The following is a 21923-nucleotide window of genomic DNA, read 5'->3' as shown; positions in this document are numbered from 1 at the left end:
AGGCCTCCGAGCGCACATGGCACCATGAACCGTGATGTCTCCTTCAGTTGCTTCTCCCGCGCAGACCGTCCCGGCGGCCCGTCGCGCCCTGCCCGGGGCGCCGTTCCTGGCCGCCGCGCGCGGCGAACGCCCGGCTCACACCCCCGTGTGGTTCATGCGCCAGGCGGGCCGGTCGCTGCCCGAATACCGGGCCCTGCGCGAGGGCACCTCGATGTTCGAGGCGTGCTTCGACCCCGAGATGCTCGCCGAGATCACGCTCCAGCCGATCCGCCGTCACGGCGTCGACGCGGCCATTCTCTTCAGCGACATCGTCGTCCCGCTCAAGGCGGCGGGCCTCGACATCGACATCGTCGCGGGTACCGGGCCGGTCGTCGCCGAGCCGATCCGCGACGCCGCGGGCGTGCGCGCGCTGCCGGTGCTGGAGCCCGAGCAGGTGGAGCGGGTCGCCGAGGGTGTCCGGCTGCTGGTCGGCTCGCTGGGTGAGACGCCGCTGATCGGGTTCGCCGGCGCGCCGTTCACCCTGGCCTCGTACCTCATCGAGGGCGGGCCGAGCCGCAACCACGAGCACACCAAGGCGCTCATGCACTCCGAGCCCGGGCTGTGGCACGAGCTGGCGGGGCGCCTGGCCGACATGGCGATCACCTTCCTCTCCGCGCAGCTCGACGCCGGGGCCGACGCGATCCAGCTGTTCGACTCGTGGGCGGGCGCGCTCTCGGAGCGGGACTACCGCGAGTTCGTCCTGCCGCATTCGGCGAAGGTGCTGTCCGCGGTCGCGGGCTACGGCGTGCCCCGGATCCACTTCGGCGTCGGAACCGGCGAGCTGCTGGTGGCCATGCGCGACGCGGGCGCCGATGTGGTCGGCGTCGACTGGCGCATCCCGCTCGACGAAGCCGTGCGGCGGCTCGGCGGCGGTGTGGTCCAGGGCAACCTCGACCCGGCGCTGCTGCACGCGTCCTGGCCGGTCATCGAGGCCGAGGTGCGGCGCATCCTCGCCGAGGGCCGCGCGGCCGACGGTCACATCTTCAACCTCGGCCACGGCGTGCTGCCCGGTGTCGACCCGGACGTTCTGACGCGCGTGGTCGGGCTGGTGCACGAGCTTCGGCCGTGACGACGGTCGCCGTCGTCGGTGGCGGCATCTCGGGACTGACCGCGGCGTACCGGCTGCGAACCCTGCTCGGCGAGGATGCCCGGATCGTCGTCTTCGAGGCGACCGGGTCGCTCGGCGGGAAACTCCGCACGGTCGAACTCGCCGGTGAACGCTACGACGTCGGCGCCGAGGCCTTCCTCGCCCGCCGTCCCGAAGCGCTCGCCCTGGTCCGCGAGATCGGGCTGGGCGAAAGCCTCGTCCATCCCACCAAGGCCCGCGCCAAGATCCACGCGGGCGGCTCCGTGCTCGGCCTGCCGCCGGGCACGGTCATGGGCGTTCCCGCCTCGGCCGACGCGGTCGCCGGGGTGCTGTCGGAGAAGGGCCGTGCCCTGGTCGAGGCCGAGGCGTCGCTGTCTCCGCTGGAACTGCCCGCCGGTGATGTGCCGCTCGGTCCGCTGCTGCGCGAGCGGTTCGGTGACGAACTGGTCGACCGGCTCGTCGATCCGCTGCTCGGCGGGGTGTACGCCGGGGGAGCGGACGGGCTCGGCCTGCGCGCGACCATGCCCGGGCTCGCCTCCGCGGTGGACCGCGGCGCGCGTTCGCTCACCGAAGGCGCGGCGTCGCTCATGCCCGCGTCGCCGAGTACGGCGCCGGTCTTCGGCACCCTGCTGGGCGGCCTCGGGACGCTGATCGCCCGGCTCACGGAGCTGTCCCGCGCCGAGATCCGCACCGGGACCACGGTGACGGCGCTCGAGCGCACCGCCGACGGCTGGAAGGTCGACGACCTCGACGCCGACTCCGTTCTCCTGGCGGTCCCTGCGCCTTCGGCACGGCGGCTGCTCGACGGCGTCGCGGGCGTGGCGTCTTCGGCGTTCGCCGAGGTCGAACTCGCGTCGATGGCCGTCGTCGCGCTCGCGCTCCCGCCGGGCACCGCGCTGCCCGAGTCGTCCGGCGTGCTGATCGGTGCCGGGGAGCGGGACGCCGCCGGGAAACCGTTCGCCGCCAAGGCGTTCACCTTCTCGTCCCGCAAATGGGCGCAGTACGGCGAAGGGCCGGTGCTGGTGCGCGGCTCGGTCGGCCGCTTCGGCGAACCGGGCGCGCTGCACGCCGACGACGACGAACTCGTGCGCGTGGTCCGCGAAGACCTCGCCCGGCTGAGCGGCGTCACCGCCGAGCCGATCGACACCCTGGTGACCCGATGGGGTGGCGGACTCCCGCAGTACGGCACCGGGCACCTCGAACTCGTCGAGCGGATCGAACGCGCCGTCGCCGGTGTCCCGGGGCTCGCCGTGGCGGGCGCGACACTGCACGGCGTCGGGCTCCCGGCCTGCATCGCCACCGCCGACGCCGCCGCCCGCCGCATCGCCGGGATCACATCGACCCACGAGGGCTCCTGAGCGCGGGCAGTGCCAAGATGGCGGTATGGCGCGGCTGAACTACAACGAGCTCAATGACACCATCCGCTACACCGCCTGGTCGGTCTTCCGGGCCGAGCAGGGCAAGCTCGGCGAAGACCGCACGAAGGCGACCGCGGAGACCACCGAGTACCTCGACGCGCTGGAGGCCAAGGGCGTCGTCGTCCGCGGTGTCTACGACCTCTCCGGGCTGCGCGCCGACGCCGACTACATGATTTGGTGGCACGCCGAGGAGATCGAGCAGGTCCAGGCGGCGTACAGCGGTTTCCGGCACACCCCGCTCGGCCGCGCGTCGGCGCCGGTGTGGAGCCAGGTGGCGCTGCACCGCCCGGCGGAGTTCAACAAGAGCCACATCCCGGCGTTCCTCGCCGGTGAAGAGGCCCGCAAGTTCATCTGCGTCTACCCGTTCGTGCGCTCCTACGAGTGGTATCTGCTGCCGGACGACGAGCGCCGCAAGATGCTCGCCGACCACGGCAAGGAGGCCCGCGACTACCCCGACGTCCGCGCCAACACGGTCGCGTCGTTCGCGCTGGGCGACTACGAGTGGATCCTGGCCTTCGAGGCCGACGAACTGCACCGCATCGTCGACCTGATGCGTCACCTGCGCGGCACCGAGGCCCGCCTGCACGTGCGCGAGGAGATCCCGTTCTACACCGGGACGAAGGTGGCCCCCGCCGAGCTGATCGCCTTGCTGCCCTAGTGGACACCCGCGTCTGGACCACGCTCACCGGCGACACCCTCGCCGAAGACGCCGTCGAGATCACCGGCCCCGAGTCGGTGCTGCCCGGGACCTTCCGGGTCGAGGAGGCGGCCACGACGAGTATCGCCGCGGCGACGCTCGCGGCCGGGGAACTGTTGCGGTTGCGGGGAATCGAGCCGGGCAAGGTCTCGGTCGACACCCGGCACGCCGCCGCGTCGTTCCACAGCGAGCAGTACGTCCGCGTCGACGGCGAGCCGGTGCCGTTCAGCGCGCCGCTGTCCGGCGACTACCGCGCGAACGACGGCTGGGTGCGGCTGCACTGCAACTACCCGCGTCACGTGTCCGCCGTGTGCTGGGGTCTCGGCGTTCCCGCGACGCGGGCGGCGTTCGAGAAGGTCGTGGCGGCCAAGTCGAAGTACGAGGTCGAATCGGCCGTGGTGGGCGCGGGCGGTGCCGCGGCCGTGCTGCGCACCCGTGACGAGTGGCTGGCGCACAAGCAGGGGCAGGCGTCGAGCGCGTTGCCGGTCGCCGACATCCGGCCGCTCGGGACATCGGAACCCGTGCGGCTCTTCGAATCCGACCGGCCGCTGGGCGGGGTGCGGATCTTGGACCTGACCCACGTCATCGCCGGGCCGGTCGCGGGCCGCGTGCTCGCCGCGCACGGGGCGACCGTCATGCACATCGGTTCGGCGCAGCTGCCGACCGTGCCGCCGCTGGCCGTCGACACCGGGATGGGGAAACTGTCGGCGTACGTCGACCTGGAGACCGAAGCCGGGCGCTCGCGGCTGCGCAAGCTGATCGCCCGCGCCGACGTCGTGCTACAGGGTTTCCGGCCGGGTTCGTTGACCGCCAAGGGGTTCGCCCCGGAAGCGATCGCCGAGCTGCGGCCGGGCATCGTGGTCGCCGACCTGTCCGCGTACGGCTGGGAAGGGCCGTGGGCACGCAGGCGCGGGTTCGACAGCCTGGTGCAGATGGCGTCGGGGATCGCCGACGAGGGCGGCAATGCGGCCGGACTCGACGGTCCGGGACCGCTTCCGGTGCAGGCTCTCGACCACGCGACCGGCTGGCTCACCGCGGCGGCGATCATGACCGCGGTCCGCCGGGCGGCCACCGAGGGCGGCAGCCAGCACGTCCGCACCTCGCTCGCCGGGACGGGGGAGTGGCTGAACTCCTTGGGGCGTAAGGAAGCCGGGCCCGCCGGGTTCGACGGCGGCGAGTGGCTCGAAGACGTCGACGGCCAGCTCGGCCGCGTCACCCGGGTCAAAATGGCGGGCACCCTGCCGGGCTCGAATCCACAGTGGACGGAAGCGACGCACGTACCGGGGAGCGACCGCCCGGTTTGGTGACCGCCGCATTTAGAGGACTAAATGCGGCGGAGCCAGCGTGTGAACCGGCCTCGGGGCTTCGGGATCTCACCGCGCTCGACAAGCCACGTGCCGAAAGCGTCCGCATAGGCCCGCGCCCGGATCGCGTCGGTCTTCGGGTGAGCCGTCGCGTACTCGCGGAAGAGCGCGGCGAACCGGTCACCGAGGGCTTCGGCGAGGTCCGGGCGGAGGTAGGCGGCCAGCCTGCTTTGCTTGTTCCGCAAGACGTCCGCCTCGATGCGGAGCCTGTCCGCGTCGAAGCCCGCCGGGGCGTCGCCTCCGGCGAGAAGCGCCTTGAGCAGCTCCGCCTGCCGCCCGGCGAGCCGCTCGCGGGGCGACGTCACGGCGAGACCGCTTCCCGCAACGCGGCCAGCTCCGCCGCCAGTTCGGTGTCGGACGGGTAGTCGTCGTCGCGTTCCAGCAGGACGCCGGGCGGTTCGGTACGCCGCCGCAGTTCGCGCAGCAGGTCCAGGACTTCCGGCACCACCGGATGGGCGTGCGTGTCGTGATAGACGCCGTCGCGTTCGACACCGCCCGCCATATGGGTGTACGCCAGGCGCTCCCACGGGATCTCGTCGAGGAATCGCTCGGGATCGGTGCCGAGGTTGCGGGCGTTGGCGTACAGGTTGGCCACGTCGACGATCAGCAGGCAGCCGGTCCGGTCGGTGAGCTCCCGCAGGAACTCCGACTCGGTGAACTCCGCGTCCGGCCATTCCAGCACCGCCGCGATGTTCTCCAGCGCGAACGGGACCTCCACGATGGATTGCGTCAGTTTGACGTTGTCCACCAGGACGTCGAGGGCTTCGCGGGTGCGGGGGAGCGGCATCAGATGGCCCGAGTCGAGGCCGCCCGCGCGCACGAAACACACGTGGTCGCTGGCCAGCGGCGCGCCGAGCTCGCGGGTGACCTCCGCGAGATGCTCGACGCGCGCGGTGTCCAGCGGTTCGGCCCCGCCCAGCGACAGCGAGACCGCGTGCGGAAGGACCGGCATTCCCTTGTCGCGCAAGGCGACCAGGGTCTCCGGCAGATGCCCGGCGTGCAGGTTCTCGGCGACGACCTCGACCCAGTCGACGCCCGGCAGCCGCGCGATCGACAGGTCGAGCTCGTGCCGCCAGCCGATGCCGATCCCGAGCCTGCCGGGTCCGTCAGCCGCCACAGCCGCCGCCTCCACCGCAGGAGCTGCCGCCGCTGCTGCACGAGCTTCCGCCACTGCTGCACGAGGAGCCGCCGCCGCCGGACGAACCGCCGCCGAAACCGCTGGAGACCGGCGGCGGGATCAGGGCCGCGCTCAGCTCCTCGTCGGGGTAGGAGGCGAGGCCGCCGAACGCGACCGCCGCCGCGGCGCCACCCAGCACGGCGCCGCCGACGTAGCCCGGTCCGTTCGGGATGCCGCGTTTGCGCTCCCGTCCGTGCGCGGACCTGGCCTTGTGGAGGACCCGGTTGCCTTCGGCGGTCGGACGAGGGCCAGGCTGCCTGTTCTTGAGCGCACGGGCGATCAGGGTCGCGGCCCCCGCCGCGAGCAGCATCGGGATCAGGAAGCCGACCGGGCGGTCGCCGGCCAGCCCGGCGATCAGGCGCACCACACCGAAGACCAGGACGGCGAGGTACAGGAAGTACACGACCCGGCGGATCCGTGGCCCCTGATCGACGACGACCAGCCCTCGTGCCTCCAGATCCTTGGCGAGCGCCTGCATCGGACCCGACAGCCGCAGCCGGTCACGGATGCCGCGGGTCGTGGCGTTGTGCCCCGGCCGCGCGCTCTTGGCGACGGCCTTCTCGATCGGGTCGGCCGGCTCGGGGCCGGTGAGCTGGAGCTGCTTCGAGCTGCTGACCCGCAAGGTCCCGCGGTCGACCAGCGCCGCGATGGCCGTGTCGACCACCCGGTCCGAGCCGCCGGCGAGATAGGCGAACTCGTACACCGTCGGCTGCGGGCCGCTCACTTCGGCGCTCGGGGTTCTGGTGCCCAGTTTGGCCGCGATCGTCCACACGAGACCGGCGATCAGCGGGAACACCAGCAGGACGGCGTAGATCGCCAGGAACGTGGGTCCGGGGATGCCCCAGGTGTATTCCATCGCACGGGCCTTTCACGAGCAGGTGCACTTACCGTAGTCGGACGCCGCGCGGTCCGATCGTGGTTCCGTGATTCGAGCATCCGGTGTCGAGTCCGGCGACGGCAGTTGGGCCGTCAGCCGCCGCAGCCACCTCCGCCGCCGCAGGAAGAACCCCCGCCGCCGCACGAGGAGCCTCCGCCGCCGCACGAGGGACCGGCGACATACGTGGCGCCTCCGCCACACGTGCCCGCCGTACCGGCGAACAGCCTGGCCTTGGTGCCGCCTGTCCTGATCAGCGTCACCGCGACGACCTTGTCCGGGAATGCCTGCCAGCCGTCGAGCGCCACCTGCCCGGCCGCGGTGCGGGCCAGGCCGCGATCCCAGTCGCCGTACCGGAGCGCCAGCGTGCCCGCGGCGGTCGCCCGGCCGGATCCGTCCGGCCATTGCCGCCACGCGGCCAGGCCGATCGCGCCGATCACGCCGACGATCAGGACCACGAGGGCACCGACCGGCCGGTGCAGCGGTACGGCGTTCGCCAGCCGCACGATCCCCAAGGCCAAGACGGCCACGGACAAGGCGATCGCGTACTGCCAGCCCATCCGGCGGTGTTTCTCGGAGACCAGCAGGCCACGCTGTTCGAGATCGGCGCGCAGTGCCCGGACGGCCGCGTGCCGAGCCATCTTCGAACGCAGCTCGCGCAGGCCGATCCCGTTGCCGTGCACGAGCGAGACGACCGCGCGCTCGAAGGGATCGGCGGGGACCGGCCTGACCGGGTGCAGGACGCCGCGTCCGTCCGGCCGCAGGAAGTGCCTCGCGATCAGGCCGGCGACGGCGGTGTCGGTGACCCGCTCCGCGCCGTCCGCCAGCGCGGCCAGGTGGTAGAGACCGGGCACCGTCCTGGCACCGGTGTCACGGCGCAGCCACCACTCGTTCGCCACGGCGAGCGCGACCGGCAGTACGGCACAGACTCCGTACAGCCACGCGAAACCCGGTCCGGAGATCCCCCAGGGTTCGTTCATACGACACCGCCCTCCCCGACGCTGTTCCTGTCATCCGGGAACGCGCCGGGAAGGGCGGTGGTTCGCTTCGTTCGGTTACGACTCGGGAACGAGCTTCAGCGAGATCGAGTTGATGCAGTACCGCTGATCCGTCGGCGTGGCGTAACCCTCGCCTTCGAAGACGTGCCCGAGGTGGCTGTGGCACGACTTGCACAGCACCTCGATCCGGCGCATCCCCATGGTGGTGTCCTCGCGGAGGAGGACGGCGTCGGTGTCGGCCGGGTCGTAGAACGACGGCCAGCCGCAGTGGCTCTCGAATTTCGTGTCGCTGCGGAACAGCTCGGCGCCACAGGCTCGGCACTGGTAGACACCGGTGGTCTTCTCATCGGTGTACTCACCGGTGAAGGGGCGCTCGGTGCCCGCCTGGCGAAGGACGGCGTACTCGTCGGGGCTGAGCTGCTCCCGCCATTCCTGCTCGGACTTGACCACGCGCGGCGTGGCTCCGACAACGGGTTTCATGCCTTTCACCGGTTCCACGTTACTCCGCGAGCCACGCGATGGCCCGGCCGATGATGTCCCATGCGGTGACCATCACGCCGAGCACGATGAGGACCACGACCAGTGCCGAAACCCACCAGCGCAACCCGCCGAGCCGGTTGCTGGAGTCGGCGAAATCGGAGACACCGTCGAGGCAGGCCTCCACGGTGAAGTTCGGGCCGCAGCGTTCGATGCGGTCCAGATGCTCGGCGAAGGCCCGGGCCTCGGGGTCGTGCGGATCGAGGCCTACCAGGTCTTCCTGGAAGCGAGGATTCTGGCGAGGTCCGAAAGGTCCGCTATCGGCCATACCGGCAACAGTAAGCCACGATCGGCGATTGGCCTACCACCAGCGAGGCGGGTCTCACCACCGCCACGCTGCGTCAGTTGCCGAGTACCCGCGTGTCGGCGTCGATGAGGTACTGCCCGCCGACCTGGACCACGCGCAGCGCCGGCCGCGGGCCGCCGTTGATCGTGATGTTCATGTCGATCGAGCCGTCGGGGTTTCCGCCGCCGCTGTCGGCTCGCGCCTTTTCGGAGCCGGTGACCTTGTGCGCGGCCCAGTATTCGGCGAAAGCCTGCTCGGAGCCGTACACGGCCTTCGCCGCGTCAGTGAGCTTGTTCCAGCTCGCGGACGTGCCGATCTTGCCGGTGTCGAAGAAGTCCAGGAGGAAGCTGCCCACGCTGGAGTAGCTGGTGACCTTTTCGCTGGGGGTCTTGCCCAGGCCCGCGGGCGCGGGACGCGACGAGGACGGGGCACTCGACTTGGGCGCAGAGGTGCCCGGCTGCGGGTTCGCCCCGGCGTTGTTCCCGCCCGGGGTGTTGCCCCCGTTGCTCGAGTTCAGGATCAGGAACACGATCACGGCGATCACCACGACCGCGGCACCGGCGCCCGCGAACAGGACGGCCTTGCGCTTCGCGTCGGTCGGCTTGGCGGGCGACGGGCGCATCGGGGCGGCCGCGGACGGCGGCGGGCTCATCGCCGCGACCGGACGCGGCGGGGTGTTCGGCGGCGCGGACGGCGAGCGCATCGGGATGAACGCGGCCGTCGGCGTGTGCGTCTTGGTGGGTTGCGGGGGAGCCGCGGTGGAGGCGGCCGGCTTGTCGGTCCGCTGCCACGGCGGGCGGTCTCCGCCGGGGATGCCGTGCCCGGGGGTCTCGGGCACGGCGGGCTGTCTACCGCCGCCCGCTCCGAAAAGCCGCGGCGAGGCGGCCGCGCCCGCGCCGGATTCGTTCGCCGCCAGCGCGGCGAGGCGCTCCCTGGCCTCGGCCATGGTCGGGCGCTCGGTCGGCTCGGTGCGCAGCAGGCTCATCAGCAGCGCCGTCGCGGCACCCGCCTGCTGCGGCGGGTTGATCTGGCCGTTCGCGGCCGCGTACAGCAGCGCGAGCTGGTTGGAGCTGTTCCCGTACGGCGTCTGGCCCTCGATCGCCTGGTAGAGCGTCGCGCCGAGCGCGAAGACGTCGGAGCTGGGCACCGGGTCCGAGCCGCGCGCCAGCTCGGGCGCGAGATACGCCGGGGTGCCGCCGATCAGCCCGGTCTGGGTGAGCGTCATGTCGCCGGCCGCGCGGGAGATGCCGAAGTCGGTGATCTTCGCGGTGCCGGACTCGTCGATCAGGATGTTGCCCGGTTTGACGTCGCGGTGCACGATCCCGGCGCGGTGCGCGGCGACCAGTGCCGACGCGACCTGCTCGCCGATCTTCGCGACGCGCCCCAGTGGCAGCGTGCCTTCGTCGGCGATGATCGCCGAAAGGCTCGGGCCGTTCAGGTACTCCATCACCAGGCAGGGGTCGCCGCCGTGCTCGGCGATGTCGAACACCACGATCGCGTTCGGATGCTGGAACCGGGCCGCGTTCTTCGCCTCGCGCATGGCGCGCTGGCGCATGTTGTCGCGTTCGGCCTCGGAGACACCTGGCTGCGGGAGGATCTGCTTGACCGCCACCGAGCGCTCGAGGCGGACATCGATGGCACGCCAGACCACCCCCATGGCACCGCTACCAATTTGCTCGACCAGGCGATAGTGCCCAGCGATCAGCTGACCGGTGTCGATGGCGACTGCTCCTGACACATTCTCCGGGTGATGGTGGCGTTACGCGGCCTGACAGGTCCCGCGCACCCGATCGAGTGTAGCGGGCGGCGGTTTCGGCTCCCCGTCAGCTCGCCGGTGCGGAGGCGGGCAATTCTTCCTCGCCGCTCGGTTCGGGCGTCGGAGGGGCCTTGCGCCGGAAGACCTTGACCAGCCCGATGGCCCCCGCGGCGGCGAAGACGGCGTAACAGATCAGCAGGGCGGGAGGTGTTTCCCCGGTCAGCGCGTCGCCGAGGACGACGACGGCGACCGTACCCGGCAGGCTGCCGAGCGCGGTCCCGATCAGATACGGGGCGAAACGGACCGATGACACTCCGCACAGGTAACTGAACGGAGCGAACGGCACCATCGGGATCAGCCGTAAGGAGGTGATCGCCAGTACCCCGCCGTCCGAAAGCCGGTCGTTGACCGCGCGGACCTTCGCCCGGTGCAGGTGCCGGGTGACCAGATCGCGGCCGAGTGCCCGCGAAAGAGCGAATGAGAGCCCCGAGGCGACCGTGGTCGCCAGGATGCCGACGACGATCCCCGTCGTGGCACCGAGCAGCAGCCCGCCCGCCAGGTTAAACACGGTGCGCGGGATCGGTGCCACCGTCAGCACCGAATAGACCAGGAAGAACACCAGCGGGGTGGCCGGGCCGGTCTCGGCGGCCCAGGCCCGCAGCCCGGCGGGACTCGGGATCGGCAGCAGCACCGCCGCCGCCACGAACAGGGCGAGTACGGCGAGCGCGAGGATTAATTTGGTACGCCCGGACACCGCGTCCACCGTACCGTGTCCGCCGTGATCGACACCGAGGCGCTGCGGGCACAGCCCGAACTCACCGGCGAGAACGTCGTGCTCACGCAGCTCGACGAGACCTACTTCGAACCCGCGTGGCAGGCGCTGCACGAACCGGAGGGCACCCGGTTCACCGGAACGCACGCGACGTTCACCGAGGAGCAGATCCGTACCTGGCTCTCGTCCCGGCCGGGCCTCGACGACCGGGCGGACTACGCGATCCTGCGCAAGGACGACCGCGTCTATCTGGGCGACGTCGTGCTCAACGAGGTCGACGCGGACAACCGCTCGGCCTCGTTCCGGATCGCACTGACCGGGCCCGACGTCTTCGGCAAGGGGTACGGCACCGAGGCGACGAAGCTCATCCTGGACTTCGCGTTCGACATCGTCGGCCTCCATCGCGTCTCGCTGGAGGTCTTCGACTTCAACCCCCGCGCGCAGCGGGTGTACGAGAAGTCCGGGTTCGTCCGCGAGGGTCTCCAACGCGACGCGCTGTGGTGGGACGGCGAATGGCACGACGCGATCAGCATGGCGGTCCTGGAGACCGATCCCCGGCCCTGATCGGCGATACGGTGGGCGCATGCCCAAGAACGGTGAGCCGATCGAGGTCGAGGCAGGCGAGCGCAAGGTCCGGGTGTCCAGCCCGGACAAGGTGTACTTCCCGGCCCGGGGGATCACGAAGCGCCAGGTCGTGGAGCACTACGTCGCGGTCGGCGTGCCGTTGCTGCGCGCGATCGGGGAGCGGCCGACGACGCTGAAGCGCTACGTCGACGGCGTCGAGGGCGAGTGGTTCTACGCCAAGCGCGTGCCGAAGGGCGCCCCGGACTGGGTGGAGACCGCGAAGATCACCTTCCCGTCGGGCCGGACGGCCGAGGAGGTCTGCCCGACCGAGCCCGCCGTGTTCGCGTGGGCGGCGAACCTGGGCACCTTCGACTTCCACCCGTGGCCGGTGCGGCGGCCCGACGTCGACCATCCCGACGAACTCCGCATCGACGTGGATCCGCCGGACGAGGCCGGTTTCGCCGACGCGGTCGAGGTCGCGGGCGTGGTCCGCGAGGTCCTCGACTCGGCGGGCCTGACCGGCTACCCGAAGACCTCGGGCGGGCGCGGGGTGCACGTGCTGGTGCGGATCCGGCCGGACTGGGATTTCATCGAAGTCCGGCACGCGGTGATCGCGCTGGGCCGCGAGGTCGAGCGCCGGATCCCGGAGAAGGCCACCATCGCGTGGTGGAAGGAAGAACGCGGCGGCCGGGTCTTCATCGACTACAACCAGGCGGCCCGTGATCGCACGGTGGCGTCGTCCTGGTCGGTCCGCGGCACCCCGCGGGCGACGGTGTCGACGCCGCTGACCTGGGATCTGCTGACCGAGGTCGACCCGGACGACTTCGACGTCCTCACCGCGGGCGCCTTCTACGCCGAGCGCGGCGACCTCCACGCGCCGATGGACGAGCAGGCGTTCGGCATCGAGACGCTGCTGGACTGGTACGCGCGCGACGAACGCGACCACGGCCTCGGCGAGATGCCGTATCCGCCGGACTATCCGAAGATGCCCGGTGAGCCGAAACGCGTCCAGCCGAGCAAGGCGCGCGACGATACTTAGAACCGGGTGAACTCACACCCGGCGACCTGGACGAACTCGCCGTTGCGGGCGGTGAACCGTGCGGCGCCCGTGGTCAGCTGGTCGGCCACGATCTTCGACGCGCCATCGGGCCGGAGCCGCGCCCAGTAGCAGTGCCCGTTTCCGCCCGGCGCCGGTCCGGGGGAACGGTACGAGCCCGCTCGGATGTCCGTGCCGACCAGATAGGTCCCGTCGGCGAAGCGGTCCACTGAGGACGCGACCGCCGTGCGTCCCGAGGTGACCGGTGGTGCCGGGACGGTCACGGTGGGCGCGGGCGCGGCCTCCGCCGTGACGGTCACCGTCGCCGGAGTGGCCGGCGCGGCGACGGGCTCACCCGGCCGGGTGGCCGCCACCACACCGGCGCCGGCGCCCAAAGTGAGCGCGACGGCGAGCCCCGCCACGACGGGGAACGCATTTCGTGACGAGGTGTGCGGTATCGGTGACGAATTCGCGCCCGGCATCGGTCTCTTCTTCGTTTTGCTCGCGGAGTGATTGCGCTTTCGTGTCGATCTAGAAACCTGTTACCGCTTCGCCCGTGACCGATACGAGACTGTGTGACGCGTGGGACTCAGCCGTAACGCAGGGCTTCCTGCCAGCGACATTTCCCTCCGAACACTAGGCTGGGGGAGACGAAGGAGTACCCGTGGACGACCTGATCGCCTTCCTCGCCGCGCGTGTGGGGCAACGCCAGGCGTTGATCATGCAGGCGGTCAAGAAAACCGAGATCAACGAATCCCTCAATCGTGGTGAGACCAAGGTCGTCATCGAAAAGAAGATCCGCTCGCTCAACGACATCGAACTCGACGCGATCAATCAGATGATCAACGAGATCGAGGCGACCCGGCGGCTCCTGCAGGCGCATCGCACCACGGTTTCGGAGAAGGTCCCGGGATTCCCCTTGTACGGCAACGAGTACTGGTGCGAGACGTGCCATGTGCCCGCCGACGAGGCTGGCACGAACTGGTGCCTCACCCTGCGGCTGCTGGCCTTGCCGCACGCCGACCACCCGGACTACAGCGAGCGTTGGCGCCCCTGAGCGGGGAATGCCCGCCGGGCCCGGACGCGTTGACCCGAGGGTGATCACGCTTTCGGTACTGGACCGGTCCCCGACCCGCCGCGGCGGCGACGCGCCCCGCGCCTTGCGGGACACGGTCGCCTTCGCGCGGGACATCGAAGCCTTGGGGTATCACCGGTTCTGGGTGTCGGAACACCACAGCGTGCCCGGTGTCGCCGGTTCCGCGCCCACCGTCCTGGCCGCGGCGGTCGCCTCGGCGACCGGGCGGATCCGGGTCGGCACCGGCGGTGTGATGCTGCCCAACCACCGGCCGCTCGTGGTCGCGGAACAGTTCGGCGTGCTCGAATCGCTCTTCCCCGGCCGGATCGACATGGGGCTGGGGCGTTCGGTCGGCTTCACCGGCGGGGTGCGGCAGGCGCTCGGGCACGAGAAGGACGACGCCGATCGCTTCGGTGAGCAGGTCCGCGAACTGCTGGGCTTCCTCGCGGGCGATCAGACGACGTATCCGGGCGTGCACGCCATTCCGGCGGAAGGTCTGCGCGTGCCCGCGTTCCTGCTGGCCACCGGCGCCGGGGCGCGGCTGGCCGCGGAACTGGGGCTGCCGCTGGTGATCGCGCCGGTCCGGGGCGAGGGTCCGCTGCTCGAAGCGATCGAGGGGTATCGGTCCGGGTTCCGGCCTTCCCCTCAGGCTTCGCGGCCGTACGTCGTGGTGTCCACGGCCATCGCGGTCGCCGAGACGGCCGAACGGGCCCGGAGGCTGCTGATCCCCGAAGCGTGGTCGACCGTCTATTCGCGCACGCACGGCGTCTTCCCGCCGCTGTCGCCGGTGGAGGAGATCCTCGCCGGGCCGCTGTCGGACCGCGACCGGGACCGGCTGGACCGGGCGCTCGACGGTCAGCTCGCCGGCACCCCGGACGAGGTGGGCGACCGGCTGGCGGATCTCGTCGCCAAGACCGGCGCCGACGAGATCCTGGTGACCACCAGCACCTTCGACCAGGCGGAGCGGCTGGAGTCCTATCGCGCGCTGGCCGAGGTCGCCGTACTTCGCAGCCTGGTGGCCGTGTCGTGACCTTTGCTAGGGTCACGGCCATGACTGCCGGGTCGGCCTCGTGCCGTGAGCGGACGGGTTCCCCGGCCGCCGTTTGATCTCCGCGCGGGCCCGCAGCCCGCCTCCGCGTAGGTGTCCTCCTGTGGACCATGCGCGGAAAGGAGGTGAATCGCATGTCTCCCACCGAGAATTGGCGCGAGTTCGTCGTCGCGCACGCCGAGGGCGGCGTCCTGGACGGAGTCGTCACGCGGGTGCTCCCGTTCGGCGCGTTCGTCGAAGTGGCCCCCGGGATGGAGGGGCTGCTGCCGACCGTCGGCGGAACCGGCCCGTTCGCCGCCGGGGCGGCCGTCGCGGTGCGGCTGGACAAACTGGACGTCCAGAACCGCCGGTTCAGCCTGACCCTGGCCTGACCCCACGCGTTTCGTCCTCTGGATGCGGTACTTGCACACGCAAGGACCGCATCCAGAGGACTAATTGCGGGCAGGGGGAAACCCTAGAGGCGCAAAAGGAGCTGGGTGAGCATGCGCTGAGCGGGGTCGTCCAGGTCGATCCCGGACACCTCGCCGGCGCGGCGCACCCGGTACCGGACCGTGTTCGGATGGATGTTCAGCTCGCGCGCCGCGCGCCGGACGTCCCCGAACGCGTCGAGGTACGCGAGCACGGCGGGCACCAGGATTCCGCCGTGCTCCGCGTCGTGCGCGACCAGTTCGGTCAGCCGCGGATCGCGGATCCTCGGTTGCTCGCCGAGGAACGCGAGCACCTCCGAGAGCAGGACTTCGGCGCGGACGTCGGCCAGCGAGGCGACGTCCGCGGTCTCGTGCCCGCGCGCCATCGTCGCCAGTACGCGGTCGGCGTCGCCACGTGAGGCCGCCGCGTCCGAGAGCCGGGGCACGACACCGCCGAGCGCCGCGCGCACCCGGACGTCGAGATGCCGTTGCGCGGTAGCGACGATTTCCTTGGCCAGCGCCAGGATGCGCGCTTCCGCGTGCTCGGGGAGGTCGGGAAGGAGCGCGTAGACCCGGCCGCCGATCACGCTCACCAGCGCGCTCCGCCGGTACGCGGCGGTGTGCACGGTGATCAGGTGCACCAGCTCGGCGCGCCGCAGCTGCCGGTCGGTGGCGGCCCGGTCGCGGGGGAGCGAGAACGCCAGCACCATGGCGGGTTTCCCGGGATCCGCGCCGATGTCGTCGGCGACGGACTCGGCGTCGACGCGGCCGTCGAGCAGGCCGGCTAGAAGATCCTCGCGCAGCCGGAGTTCGGGGCTGGGCAGCGTCCGGTGGCGGATCAGCTGCGGCGCCAGCGCGCGGCTCGCCCCGAGCAACGCGACCTCCGCGCTTTCGGTGAGCGGATGCGCGCCCTCCTGGACCCAGATCGTGCCCAGCGGCTGCGATCCGGCGTGGATCCCGGCCGCGATCCGGCGCCGGATGCCGAGATCGGGCCGCTCGTCGATGCGGACGATGCCTTCACCGGCGCGAAGCCGCTGGTAGACGCCCCATTCGCGCAACATCGCGAGATACCGTTCCGGGCCTTCGCGGCCGAGGATCGAAAGCCGGCGCAGTTCGTCCACCTCGTCGCCGGCCCGCGAATAGGCCAGTACGCGGCTCGCGGTGTCCTCGATGCTGACCAGGCCGCCGGTGAGCGTCGCGATGGTCTGCGCGAGCGAGAACAGATCGCCCAGCACCTCGCCGCTGTCCGCCTCGCCACCGGCGCGCGCCGCGTCGACCACGCCCCTGGCCAGTGCTTCGACCTGCTCCCAGCGCGCCTCGTGGCCGACCTCGATCAGCGCGACCCCCGCGTCGGCCGCGACGTCGACGACGGCCGAGCCGGTCTTGACCGCGACGGCGGCAGCGCCGGACCGCCCCGCCGCCCGGATCGCTCCCGCGGCGGAGCGTCCGCGAGCGCCGATCACCAGGACGAGGTCACCCGGATGGGCGTCGGGTGGATCCTCCGGATCGTGGATCACGACGTCCTCCACCTGGACGCCGAGCCCGCCGGGGGCCGCGAGCACCCTGACCAGCGGTTCCCCGAGCGTGGCGAGGACATGCCGGAGCGAGGCGCCTGTGGTCGTATCCGTGGTCAGGTCATCACCGAATTAAGCCGATCGGACAAGATGGTCACCCCGATTCTAGCCAGTCGAACAAGCCGTGGCGACGCCGTCCGGTCTACCGTTCGGGGTGAGACCTCTATCCGGCGAAGTGAAGTCAGGAGCAGTCAGTGGACGCCGTGACCCAGACCCCCGCCCCGAAGAACGAGCCGGTGCTGAACTACGCGCCGGGCAGCGCTGAGCGCGCTGAACTCGAGGGCGCGCTCAAGTTGCTGGGCAACGCCGACCCCATCGACATCACCGCGACGATCGGTGGTGAGCAGCGCAAGGGCGGCGGCGAGAAGATCGAGGTCGTCCAGCCGCACAACCACAAGGCGGTGCTGGGCGTCATCCACAGCGCGACCGCGCAGGACACCCACGACGCGATCGCCGCCGCCAAGGCCGCCGCTCCCGGCTGGCGCGCGTTGTCCTTCGACGACCGCGCCGCCATCATCCTGCGCGCCGCCGACCTGCTCGCCGGCCCGTGGCGCGCCAAGCTGAACGCCGCCACCATGCTCGGCCAGTCGAAGACCGCCTTCCAGGCCGAGATCGACTCCGCCTGCGAGCTCATCGACTTCTGGCGCTTCAACGTCGCGTTCGGCCGTCAGATCCTCGCCGAGCAGCCGGTCAGCTCGCCCGGCATCTGGAACCGGATGGAGCACCGCCCGCTCGAGGGCTTCGTGTACGCCATCACCCCGTTCAACTTCACCGCGATCTCCGGCAACCTGCCGACCGCGCCCGCGCTGATGGGCAACGTCGTGCTGTGGAAGCCGTCGCCGACGCAGAGCTACGCCGCGCACATGCTGATGCGGCTGCTCGAAGAGGCCGGCATGCCGCCGGGCGTGATCAACCTGCTGCCGGGTGACGGCAAGGCCGTCTCCGAGGTCGCCCTGACCCACCGCGACCTGGCCGGGATCCACTTCACCGGTTCGACGGCGACCTTCCAGCACCTGTGGGCCACCGTCGGCGCCAACATCTCCGGCTACCGCACGTACCCGCGCCTGGTCGGCGAGACCGGCGGCAAGGACTTCGTGCTCGCGCACGCCTCCGCCGACGTCGACATCCTGCGCACCGCGCTGATCCGCGGCGCCTTCGAGTACCAGGGCCAGAAGTGCTCGGCCGCGTCCCGCGCCTACGTCCCGCGGTCGCTCTGGGCGAGCCTGAAGGACGAGCTGGTCTCCGAGACCGAGGCCATCACCTACGGCGACGTCAACGACCTGACCAACTTCGGTGGCGCCGTGATCGACCGCCGCGCCTTCGACAAGCACGCCGCCGTGCTGGCCAGCGCGGCCGAGGACCCCGAGATCGAGGTCATCGCCGGTGGCACCGCCGACGACAGCGTCGGCTACTTCGTGCGCCCGACGATCCTGGTGTCGGACAACCCGGAGCACGAGATCTTCCGCACCGAGTACTTCGGCCCGATCCTCGCGCTCCACGTGTACGAGGACGAGGACTTCGACAAGGTGCTCAAGCTGGTCGACGAGACCGCCGACTACGCGCTGACCGGTGCGGTCATCGCGAACGACCGCACCGCCGTCGCGAAGGCGTCCGAGGCGCTGCGCTTCGCCGCCGGCAACTTCTACGTCAACGACAAGCCGACCGGCGCGGTCGTCGGCCAGCAGCCCTTCGGCGGCGGCCGCGCGTCCGGCACGAACGACAAGGCCGGTTCGGTGTTCAACCTGCTCCGCTGGACGAGCCCGCGCTCGGTCAAGGAGACCTTCGTCCCGCCCACCAGCGTCCGTTACCCCCACCAGGGCTGAGAACCAGGAGTTCGTGATGTTGCGTGCCCCGTTGCTCGCCGCCGCTCGATCCCAGCGGATGCGCAAGCTGGTCGAGGTCGTCCCCGCCACCCGATCGGTGGTCAGCCGGTTCGTCGCCGGCGCGAAGACGCCCGACGCCGCCCGGGTGGTCCGCGAACTGGCCGACGACGGCCTCCGGGTCACCCTCGACCACCTCGGCGAGGACACCACCGACGCCGAGCAGGCCGCGACGACCGTCCGCGCCTACGAGGAACTGCTGACCGCGCTGGCGGCCGACGGCCTCGCGTTCGGCGCGGACGTGTCGGTGAAGCTGTCCGCGGTGGGCCAGTTCCTGCCCGCCGACGGCGAGAAGGTCGCGCTGGAGAACGCCCGCAAGATCTGCGCGGCGGCCGAAGCGGTCGGTGCCACGGTGACCCTCGACATGGAGGACCACACCACCACCGACTCGACGCTGGGCATCCTCAAGGAACTGCGCACCGAGTACCCGTGGGTCGGCGCGGTGCTGCAGGCCTACCTGCGGCGCACCGAGCAGGACTGCCGGGACCTGGCTGTCGAAGGATCCCGTGTCCGGCTGTGCAAGGGCGCGTACGCCGAACCCGAGGAGGTCGCGTTCCAGGACAAGTCCGAAGTGGACAAGTCCTACGTTCGCTGCCTGAAGATCCTCATGCAGGGCAAGGGTTATCCGATGGTCGCCTCGCACGACCCGAGGATGATCGCGATCGCCGAGAAGCTCGCGGCGGACGCGGGCCGCAAGGCGGACGACCACGAATTCCAGATGCTGTACGGGATCCGTCCCGAGGAGCAGCGCCGGATCGCGGGCGACGGCAAGACGATGCGCGTCTACGTCCCCTACGGCGACGAATGGTACGGCTATTTCATGCGCAGGCTGGCGGAACGCCCGGCGAACCTGGCGTTCTTCCTGCGCGGACTCGCCACCAAGGGCTGACCCGGTCCCGGGTGGCACTGTTCCGCTGAAGTAGAAAGGGGCCTTGCCCGGCGAAACCCGCCGGGCAAGGCCCCTTCTTCGTGCTCGTCAGGCCTCCTGGGCCTCTTCCTTGAGCTTGTCCATGTCGATGTCGCGCGCCTGCTGGATGAGGTCTTCGAGCGTCTTCTCCGGCAGCGCGCCCGGCTGGGCGTAGATCACCGTCTTGTCGCGGATGACCGCGAGGGTGGGGATCGAGCGCACGTCGAAGGCTGCGGCCAGCTGCTGCTCGGCCTCGGTGTCGACGCTCGCGAACACGATGTCGTCGTGGTTCTCCGACACCTTCTCGTAGGTCGGCGCGAACTGACGGCACGGCATGCACCATCCCGCCCAGAAGTCGATGATGACGAAGTCGTTGTCGGACACGACCTGGTCGAAGTTGGCGGCGGTCAGCTCCACAGTGCTCATGCCCCGCGTAACGAATCGGGCGGGACGCGCATTCCCGGGATTGCGCGTAGCGTCTCGGATGGAGCAACCCACGTTTCGCGGGAGGTGCGTATGGCCGACGGGGACATCCTCAGCCGGATCGACGAACTGGTCAGCGAGGAGCACGAACTCCGTTCGCGGGCGATCGGCACCGGGCTCAGCTCGGACGACCGGTCCCGCCTCGCGAGCGTCGAGCAGCAGCTGGACCAGTGCTGGGACCTGCTGCGGCAGCGGCGGGCGCGGGTCGAGTTCGACGAGGACCCGGATCAGGCTTCGGCGCGGCCGGTGTCCGAGGTGGAGTCCTACCGGCAGTAGCTCAGGCCGATGTCATGAAAGGGCCGTTCAGGACGAAAAACGTCCTGAACGGCCCTTTCATGACACTTCAGGCGGCGAGGCGGGTAGGGACTCAGGCCGGGCAGAGGGTCCCGTCGACGGGCACCTTCCCGTCGATCAGGAACCCCCGCGTCGCGTCCGCCACGCACGGCGAGAGGCTCAGCGCGCCGTGCCCGGCACCCTGCCAGGTGATCGTGACCGCGCTCGGCATCTGATCGGCGGCCCGGCCGGTGCCCTGTTCCGGGGTGACCGGATCGGTCGCGGTGCCCGCGACGAGCATCGGCGGCGCACCGGGCGCACCCGCCGGCGGGAGCGGCTCGCGGCGCACGGGCCAGGGGCTGCACCAGGCCAGTTGCTGCGCGGCGAAGACGCCGAACTGCGGGTACTTGTCGCGCAGGGTCGTGGTCACGCGCGTGAGTTCCTCGGCCGAGAGCCGGGTCGCGCTGTCGTTGCACTTGGTCGCGAGCGTGCCGTCCAGCCGCGAAGGCCGTGCCCGGGAGTCCTTCAGCACCGGTTCGGCGAACGCGGCCAGCGGGGTGACGTCGCCGCTCTGCGCGGTCTTGAGCGCCTCGGCGAGTTCCACCCAGCGCGAGCGCTGCGCGAGCCCGGAGTAGATGGCGTACAGCGCGATCCCCGGCGTGATCTCCGCGCCGTCGGTGGTCGTCGCGGAAGCGGAGCGGAGCCGGTCCGCGACGGCGGACACGGCCGAGCGGGCGTCGCCGATCGGGCAGCCCCTCGCGATGCAGTCGGCGCCGAAAGCGTCGAGGGTCGCCTGCGCGCTCGCGGCGACCGACTCCTGCACGGCCGCCGCGTCGGGGGCGGGGTCGGGCAGCCCGTCGAGCATCACCCGGCCGACCTGCGCCGGGAACCGCACGGCGTATTCGGCGAGGACCTTCGAACCGTCACCGCGTCCGAGCGCGTGCAGCTTGTCCATGCCGAGTTGCTCACGGAGTTCTTCGAGGTCGCCCGCGGCCCGCCAGCTGTCCATCGCGACCTGCGAGTCGTCCAGTTCGATGGCGCACTGCTGACCCGCCTTGCGCGCCGCGTCGACGACGCCTTCGAGGTCGGCGGCCGTCGGATCACCGCCCAGCAGATCGGTGCGGATCTCCGCGGGGATGCACTGCACCGGCGCGGACGCCCCGGTCCCGCGCCGGTCCACCCCGATCAGGGAGAACTTCTGCAGGAACTCGGGCGGCAGCGTGGCGGCCAGCCGCGCGGCGTACAGCGACCCCGGCTCGCCGTCGACGTCGTTGACCACGACGAGCGGGATGGGCCCGCCGCCGGTCTTGACCACCGACAGCCGCGAGAGCCCGCGTCCGGGCAGGTCCGGCGCGTCGAGCGTGGTGGGCACCCTGGCGCAGGAGAACTTCAGCGTGTCCGGCACGGACGGCTGACCCAGCCGCTGCCGGGTCGCCTCGTCGCAGTCCTCCCATTTGATCGACGGCGACCGGGGTTCCGCGAGCGGCGGCAGCGGCACCTGCTGCGCCGTCGTCTGGCCGCCGGGAGCCGGCTTGCCGTCGTTGTCGATCACCGCGGGCCGGACCGACGGCCCGGCGGTGCAGCCCGCGAGCACGGCCGCCACCACGGTGGTCGTCAGGATCAGCCGTGGCGTGCGGCGGGCGGTGCTCACGGGCTGGTCCTCACTTCCAA

Annotated in this window: 24 protein-coding genes; 12 read left to right on the top strand and 12 right to left on the bottom strand. The window is 71.2% G+C overall.

Translation table 11 applies throughout. From position 1 onward, the window contains the following. The first annotated feature begins 34 nt into the window (after positions 1-34). Genes hemE through AB8M46_RS29245 form a run of 4 tightly spaced genes read left to right on the top strand, consistent with a single transcriptional unit; the run spans position 35 to position 4548 of the window. Positions 35-1108, top strand: a complete 1074-nt coding sequence (gene hemE, locus AB8M46_RS29260) for a uroporphyrinogen decarboxylase (RefSeq protein ID WP_394362313.1) — start codon at positions 35-37, stop codon at positions 1106-1108. Next, positions 1105-2484 (top strand): protoporphyrinogen oxidase, encoded by a 1380-nt coding sequence (hemG, locus tag AB8M46_RS29255; RefSeq protein WP_394362312.1) that lies wholly within the window; start codon positions 1105-1107, stop codon positions 2482-2484. The genes hemE and hemG overlap by 4 nt, the downstream gene beginning before the upstream one ends. A gap of 25 nt (positions 2485-2509) precedes the next feature. Continuing rightward, a complete protein-coding gene (gene hemQ / locus AB8M46_RS29250; protein ID WP_038515732.1) occupies positions 2510-3202 on the top strand; it encodes a hydrogen peroxide-dependent heme synthase in 693 nt (230 codons plus the stop codon). Further along, positions 3202-4548 (top strand): CoA transferase, encoded by a 1347-nt coding sequence (locus AB8M46_RS29245; protein WP_394362311.1) that lies wholly within the window; start codon positions 3202-3204, stop codon positions 4546-4548. Before hemQ ends, AB8M46_RS29245 begins: the two co-directional genes overlap by 1 nt. A 17-nt stretch (positions 4549-4565) precedes the next feature. Here the strand turns inward: AB8M46_RS29245 and AB8M46_RS29240 are convergent, their stop codons facing one another. The 8 genes from AB8M46_RS29240 to AB8M46_RS29205 all read right to left on the bottom strand — a co-directional run bounded on the left by AB8M46_RS29240 (position 4566) and on the right by AB8M46_RS29205 (position 10987). After that, positions 4566-4910 (bottom strand): hypothetical protein, encoded by a 345-nt coding sequence (locus tag AB8M46_RS29240; protein ID WP_394362310.1) that lies wholly within the window; start codon positions 4908-4910, stop codon positions 4566-4568. Further along, positions 4907-5722: a DUF692 domain-containing protein gene (locus tag AB8M46_RS29235; protein WP_038515728.1), complete on the bottom strand. Its 816-nt coding sequence runs from the start codon at positions 5720-5722 to the stop codon at positions 4907-4909. Before AB8M46_RS29235 ends, AB8M46_RS29240 begins: the two co-directional genes overlap by 4 nt. Continuing rightward, on the bottom strand, positions 5712-6638 hold the full coding sequence (locus AB8M46_RS29230; protein ID WP_394362309.1) for a TIGR04222 domain-containing membrane protein: 927 nt from the start codon (positions 6636-6638) through the stop codon (positions 5712-5714). The genes AB8M46_RS29235 and AB8M46_RS29230 overlap by 11 nt, the downstream gene beginning before the upstream one ends. A gap of 113 nt (positions 6639-6751) precedes the next feature. Further along, positions 6752-7636, bottom strand: a complete 885-nt coding sequence (locus AB8M46_RS29225; protein ID WP_394362308.1) for a TIGR04222 domain-containing membrane protein — start codon at positions 7634-7636, stop codon at positions 6752-6754. A gap of 75 nt (positions 7637-7711) precedes the next feature. Then, complete coding sequence (gene msrB / locus AB8M46_RS29220) at positions 7712-8134, bottom strand: peptide-methionine (R)-S-oxide reductase MsrB (protein WP_034318341.1); 423 nt, start codon at positions 8132-8134, stop codon at positions 7712-7714. A 19-nt stretch (positions 8135-8153) separates the two neighbouring features. Further along, on the bottom strand, positions 8154-8459 hold the full coding sequence (locus AB8M46_RS29215; RefSeq protein WP_037343798.1) for a hypothetical protein: 306 nt from the start codon (positions 8457-8459) through the stop codon (positions 8154-8156). 73 nt (positions 8460-8532) lie between these two features. Next, positions 8533-10134: a protein kinase gene (locus AB8M46_RS29210; protein ID WP_394362431.1), complete on the bottom strand. Its 1602-nt coding sequence runs from the start codon at positions 10132-10134 to the stop codon at positions 8533-8535. A 166-nt stretch (positions 10135-10300) separates the two neighbouring features. Beyond that, complete coding sequence (locus AB8M46_RS29205; RefSeq protein ID WP_037344502.1) at positions 10301-10987, bottom strand: TVP38/TMEM64 family protein; 687 nt, start codon at positions 10985-10987, stop codon at positions 10301-10303. Positions 10988-11011: 24 nt separating this feature from the next. Here AB8M46_RS29205 and AB8M46_RS29200 point away from each other — a divergent pair, with 24 nt between their 5' ends. Continuing rightward, a complete protein-coding gene (locus tag AB8M46_RS29200; RefSeq protein ID WP_394362307.1) occupies positions 11012-11569 on the top strand; it encodes a GNAT family N-acetyltransferase in 558 nt (185 codons plus the stop codon). Between the two features lie 19 nt (positions 11570-11588). After that, positions 11589-12608: a DNA polymerase domain-containing protein gene (locus AB8M46_RS29195; protein ID WP_394362306.1), complete on the top strand. Its 1020-nt coding sequence runs from the start codon at positions 11589-11591 to the stop codon at positions 12606-12608. Here AB8M46_RS29195 and AB8M46_RS29190 read toward each other — a convergent pair. After that, positions 12605-13087 (bottom strand): hypothetical protein, encoded by a 483-nt coding sequence (locus AB8M46_RS29190; RefSeq protein ID WP_394362305.1) that lies wholly within the window; start codon positions 13085-13087, stop codon positions 12605-12607. The genes AB8M46_RS29195 and AB8M46_RS29190 overlap by 4 nt on opposite strands. Positions 13088-13269: 182 nt before the next feature. Here AB8M46_RS29190 and AB8M46_RS29185 point away from each other — a divergent pair, with 182 nt between their 5' ends. From AB8M46_RS29185 to AB8M46_RS29175, 3 genes are all read left to right on the top strand, one after another. Then, positions 13270-13662, top strand: a complete 393-nt coding sequence (locus AB8M46_RS29185) for a DUF6221 family protein (RefSeq protein WP_037343808.1) — start codon at positions 13270-13272, stop codon at positions 13660-13662. A gap of 7 nt (positions 13663-13669) precedes the next feature. Continuing rightward, positions 13670-14710, top strand: a complete 1041-nt coding sequence (locus AB8M46_RS29180) for an LLM class flavin-dependent oxidoreductase (RefSeq protein WP_394362304.1) — start codon at positions 13670-13672, stop codon at positions 14708-14710. A 152-nt stretch (positions 14711-14862) separates the two neighbouring features. Beyond that, entirely contained in the window at positions 14863-15099 is a 237-nt protein-coding gene (locus AB8M46_RS29175) for a S1 RNA-binding domain-containing protein (RefSeq protein ID WP_037343811.1), read from the top strand. An 83-nt stretch (positions 15100-15182) separates the two neighbouring features. Here the strand turns inward: AB8M46_RS29175 and AB8M46_RS29170 are convergent, their stop codons facing one another. Next, a complete protein-coding gene (locus AB8M46_RS29170) occupies positions 15183-16697 on the bottom strand; it encodes a PucR family transcriptional regulator (protein WP_394362303.1) in 1515 nt (504 codons plus the stop codon). Between the two features lie 206 nt (positions 16698-16903). Here AB8M46_RS29170 and pruA point away from each other — a divergent pair, with 206 nt between their 5' ends. Both pruA and AB8M46_RS29160 read left to right on the top strand, forming a co-directional pair. After that, on the top strand, positions 16904-18532 hold the full coding sequence (gene pruA / locus AB8M46_RS29165; RefSeq protein ID WP_378428249.1) for an L-glutamate gamma-semialdehyde dehydrogenase: 1629 nt from the start codon (positions 16904-16906) through the stop codon (positions 18530-18532). A 16-nt stretch (positions 18533-18548) separates the two neighbouring features. After that, on the top strand, positions 18549-19478 hold the full coding sequence (locus AB8M46_RS29160; protein ID WP_072027892.1) for a proline dehydrogenase family protein: 930 nt from the start codon (positions 18549-18551) through the stop codon (positions 19476-19478). Positions 19479-19565: 87 nt separating this feature from the next. Here AB8M46_RS29160 and AB8M46_RS29155 read toward each other — a convergent pair whose 3' ends face one another. After that, the gene (locus AB8M46_RS29155) at positions 19566-19922 is read right to left on the bottom strand and encodes a co-chaperone YbbN (RefSeq protein ID WP_038515702.1); all 357 of its coding nucleotides are present in this window, start codon (positions 19920-19922) and stop codon (positions 19566-19568) included. 90 nt (positions 19923-20012) lie between these two features. Between AB8M46_RS29155 and AB8M46_RS29150 the strand changes: the two genes are divergently transcribed. Continuing rightward, positions 20013-20255 carry a DUF2630 family protein gene (locus AB8M46_RS29150; RefSeq protein ID WP_037343824.1) on the top strand — a complete coding sequence of 81 codons (243 nt, stop codon included), beginning with the start codon at positions 20013-20015 and terminating at the stop codon, positions 20253-20255. A gap of 91 nt (positions 20256-20346) precedes the next feature. Here AB8M46_RS29150 and AB8M46_RS29145 read toward each other — a convergent pair whose 3' ends face one another. After that, the gene (locus tag AB8M46_RS29145; RefSeq protein ID WP_394362302.1) at positions 20347-21903 is read right to left on the bottom strand and encodes an alpha/beta hydrolase; all 1557 of its coding nucleotides are present in this window, start codon (positions 21901-21903) and stop codon (positions 20347-20349) included. Between the last annotated feature and the right edge of the window lie 20 nt (positions 21904-21923).

The sequence above is a fragment of the Amycolatopsis sp. SB7-3 genome (assembly GCF_041021335.1).
Taxonomy (GTDB): domain Bacteria; phylum Actinomycetota; class Actinomycetes; order Mycobacteriales; family Pseudonocardiaceae; genus Amycolatopsis; species Amycolatopsis japonica.
This window is presented reverse-complemented; position numbering and strand designations above follow the sequence as displayed.

Excerpts from the sequence above, each read along its gene's own strand:
- hemE (WP_394362313.1), top strand. The coding sequence starts at position 35 with ATGTCTCCTTCAGTTGCTTCTCCCGCGCAGACCGTCCCGGCGGCCCGT.
- hemQ (WP_038515732.1), top strand. The coding sequence starts at position 2,510 with ATGGCGCGGCTGAACTACAACGAGCTCAATGACACCATCCGCTACACC.
- AB8M46_RS29230 (WP_394362309.1), bottom strand. The coding sequence starts at position 6,638 with ATGGAATACACCTGGGGCATCCCCGGACCCACGTTCCTGGCGATCTAC.
- AB8M46_RS29225 (WP_394362308.1), bottom strand. The coding sequence starts at position 7,636 with ATGAACGAACCCTGGGGGATCTCCGGACCGGGTTTCGCGTGGCTGTAC.
- msrB (WP_034318341.1), bottom strand. The coding sequence starts at position 8,134 with ATGAAACCCGTTGTCGGAGCCACGCCGCGCGTGGTCAAGTCCGAGCAG.
- AB8M46_RS29215 (WP_037343798.1), bottom strand. The coding sequence starts at position 8,459 with ATGGCCGATAGCGGACCTTTCGGACCTCGCCAGAATCCTCGCTTCCAG.
- AB8M46_RS29210 (WP_394362431.1), bottom strand. The coding sequence starts at position 10,134 with ATGGGGGTGGTCTGGCGTGCCATCGATGTCCGCCTCGAGCGCTCGGTG.
- AB8M46_RS29195 (WP_394362306.1), top strand. The coding sequence starts at position 11,589 with ATGCCCAAGAACGGTGAGCCGATCGAGGTCGAGGCAGGCGAGCGCAAG.
- AB8M46_RS29190 (WP_394362305.1), bottom strand. The coding sequence starts at position 13,087 with ATGCCGGGCGCGAATTCGTCACCGATACCGCACACCTCGTCACGAAAT.
- AB8M46_RS29180 (WP_394362304.1), top strand. The coding sequence starts at position 13,670 with ATGCCCGCCGGGCCCGGACGCGTTGACCCGAGGGTGATCACGCTTTCG.
- AB8M46_RS29175 (WP_037343811.1), top strand. The coding sequence starts at position 14,863 with ATGTCTCCCACCGAGAATTGGCGCGAGTTCGTCGTCGCGCACGCCGAG.
- AB8M46_RS29160 (WP_072027892.1), top strand. The coding sequence starts at position 18,549 with ATGTTGCGTGCCCCGTTGCTCGCCGCCGCTCGATCCCAGCGGATGCGC.
- AB8M46_RS29155 (WP_038515702.1), bottom strand. The coding sequence starts at position 19,922 with ATGAGCACTGTGGAGCTGACCGCCGCCAACTTCGACCAGGTCGTGTCC.
- AB8M46_RS29150 (WP_037343824.1), top strand. The coding sequence starts at position 20,013 with ATGGCCGACGGGGACATCCTCAGCCGGATCGACGAACTGGTCAGCGAG.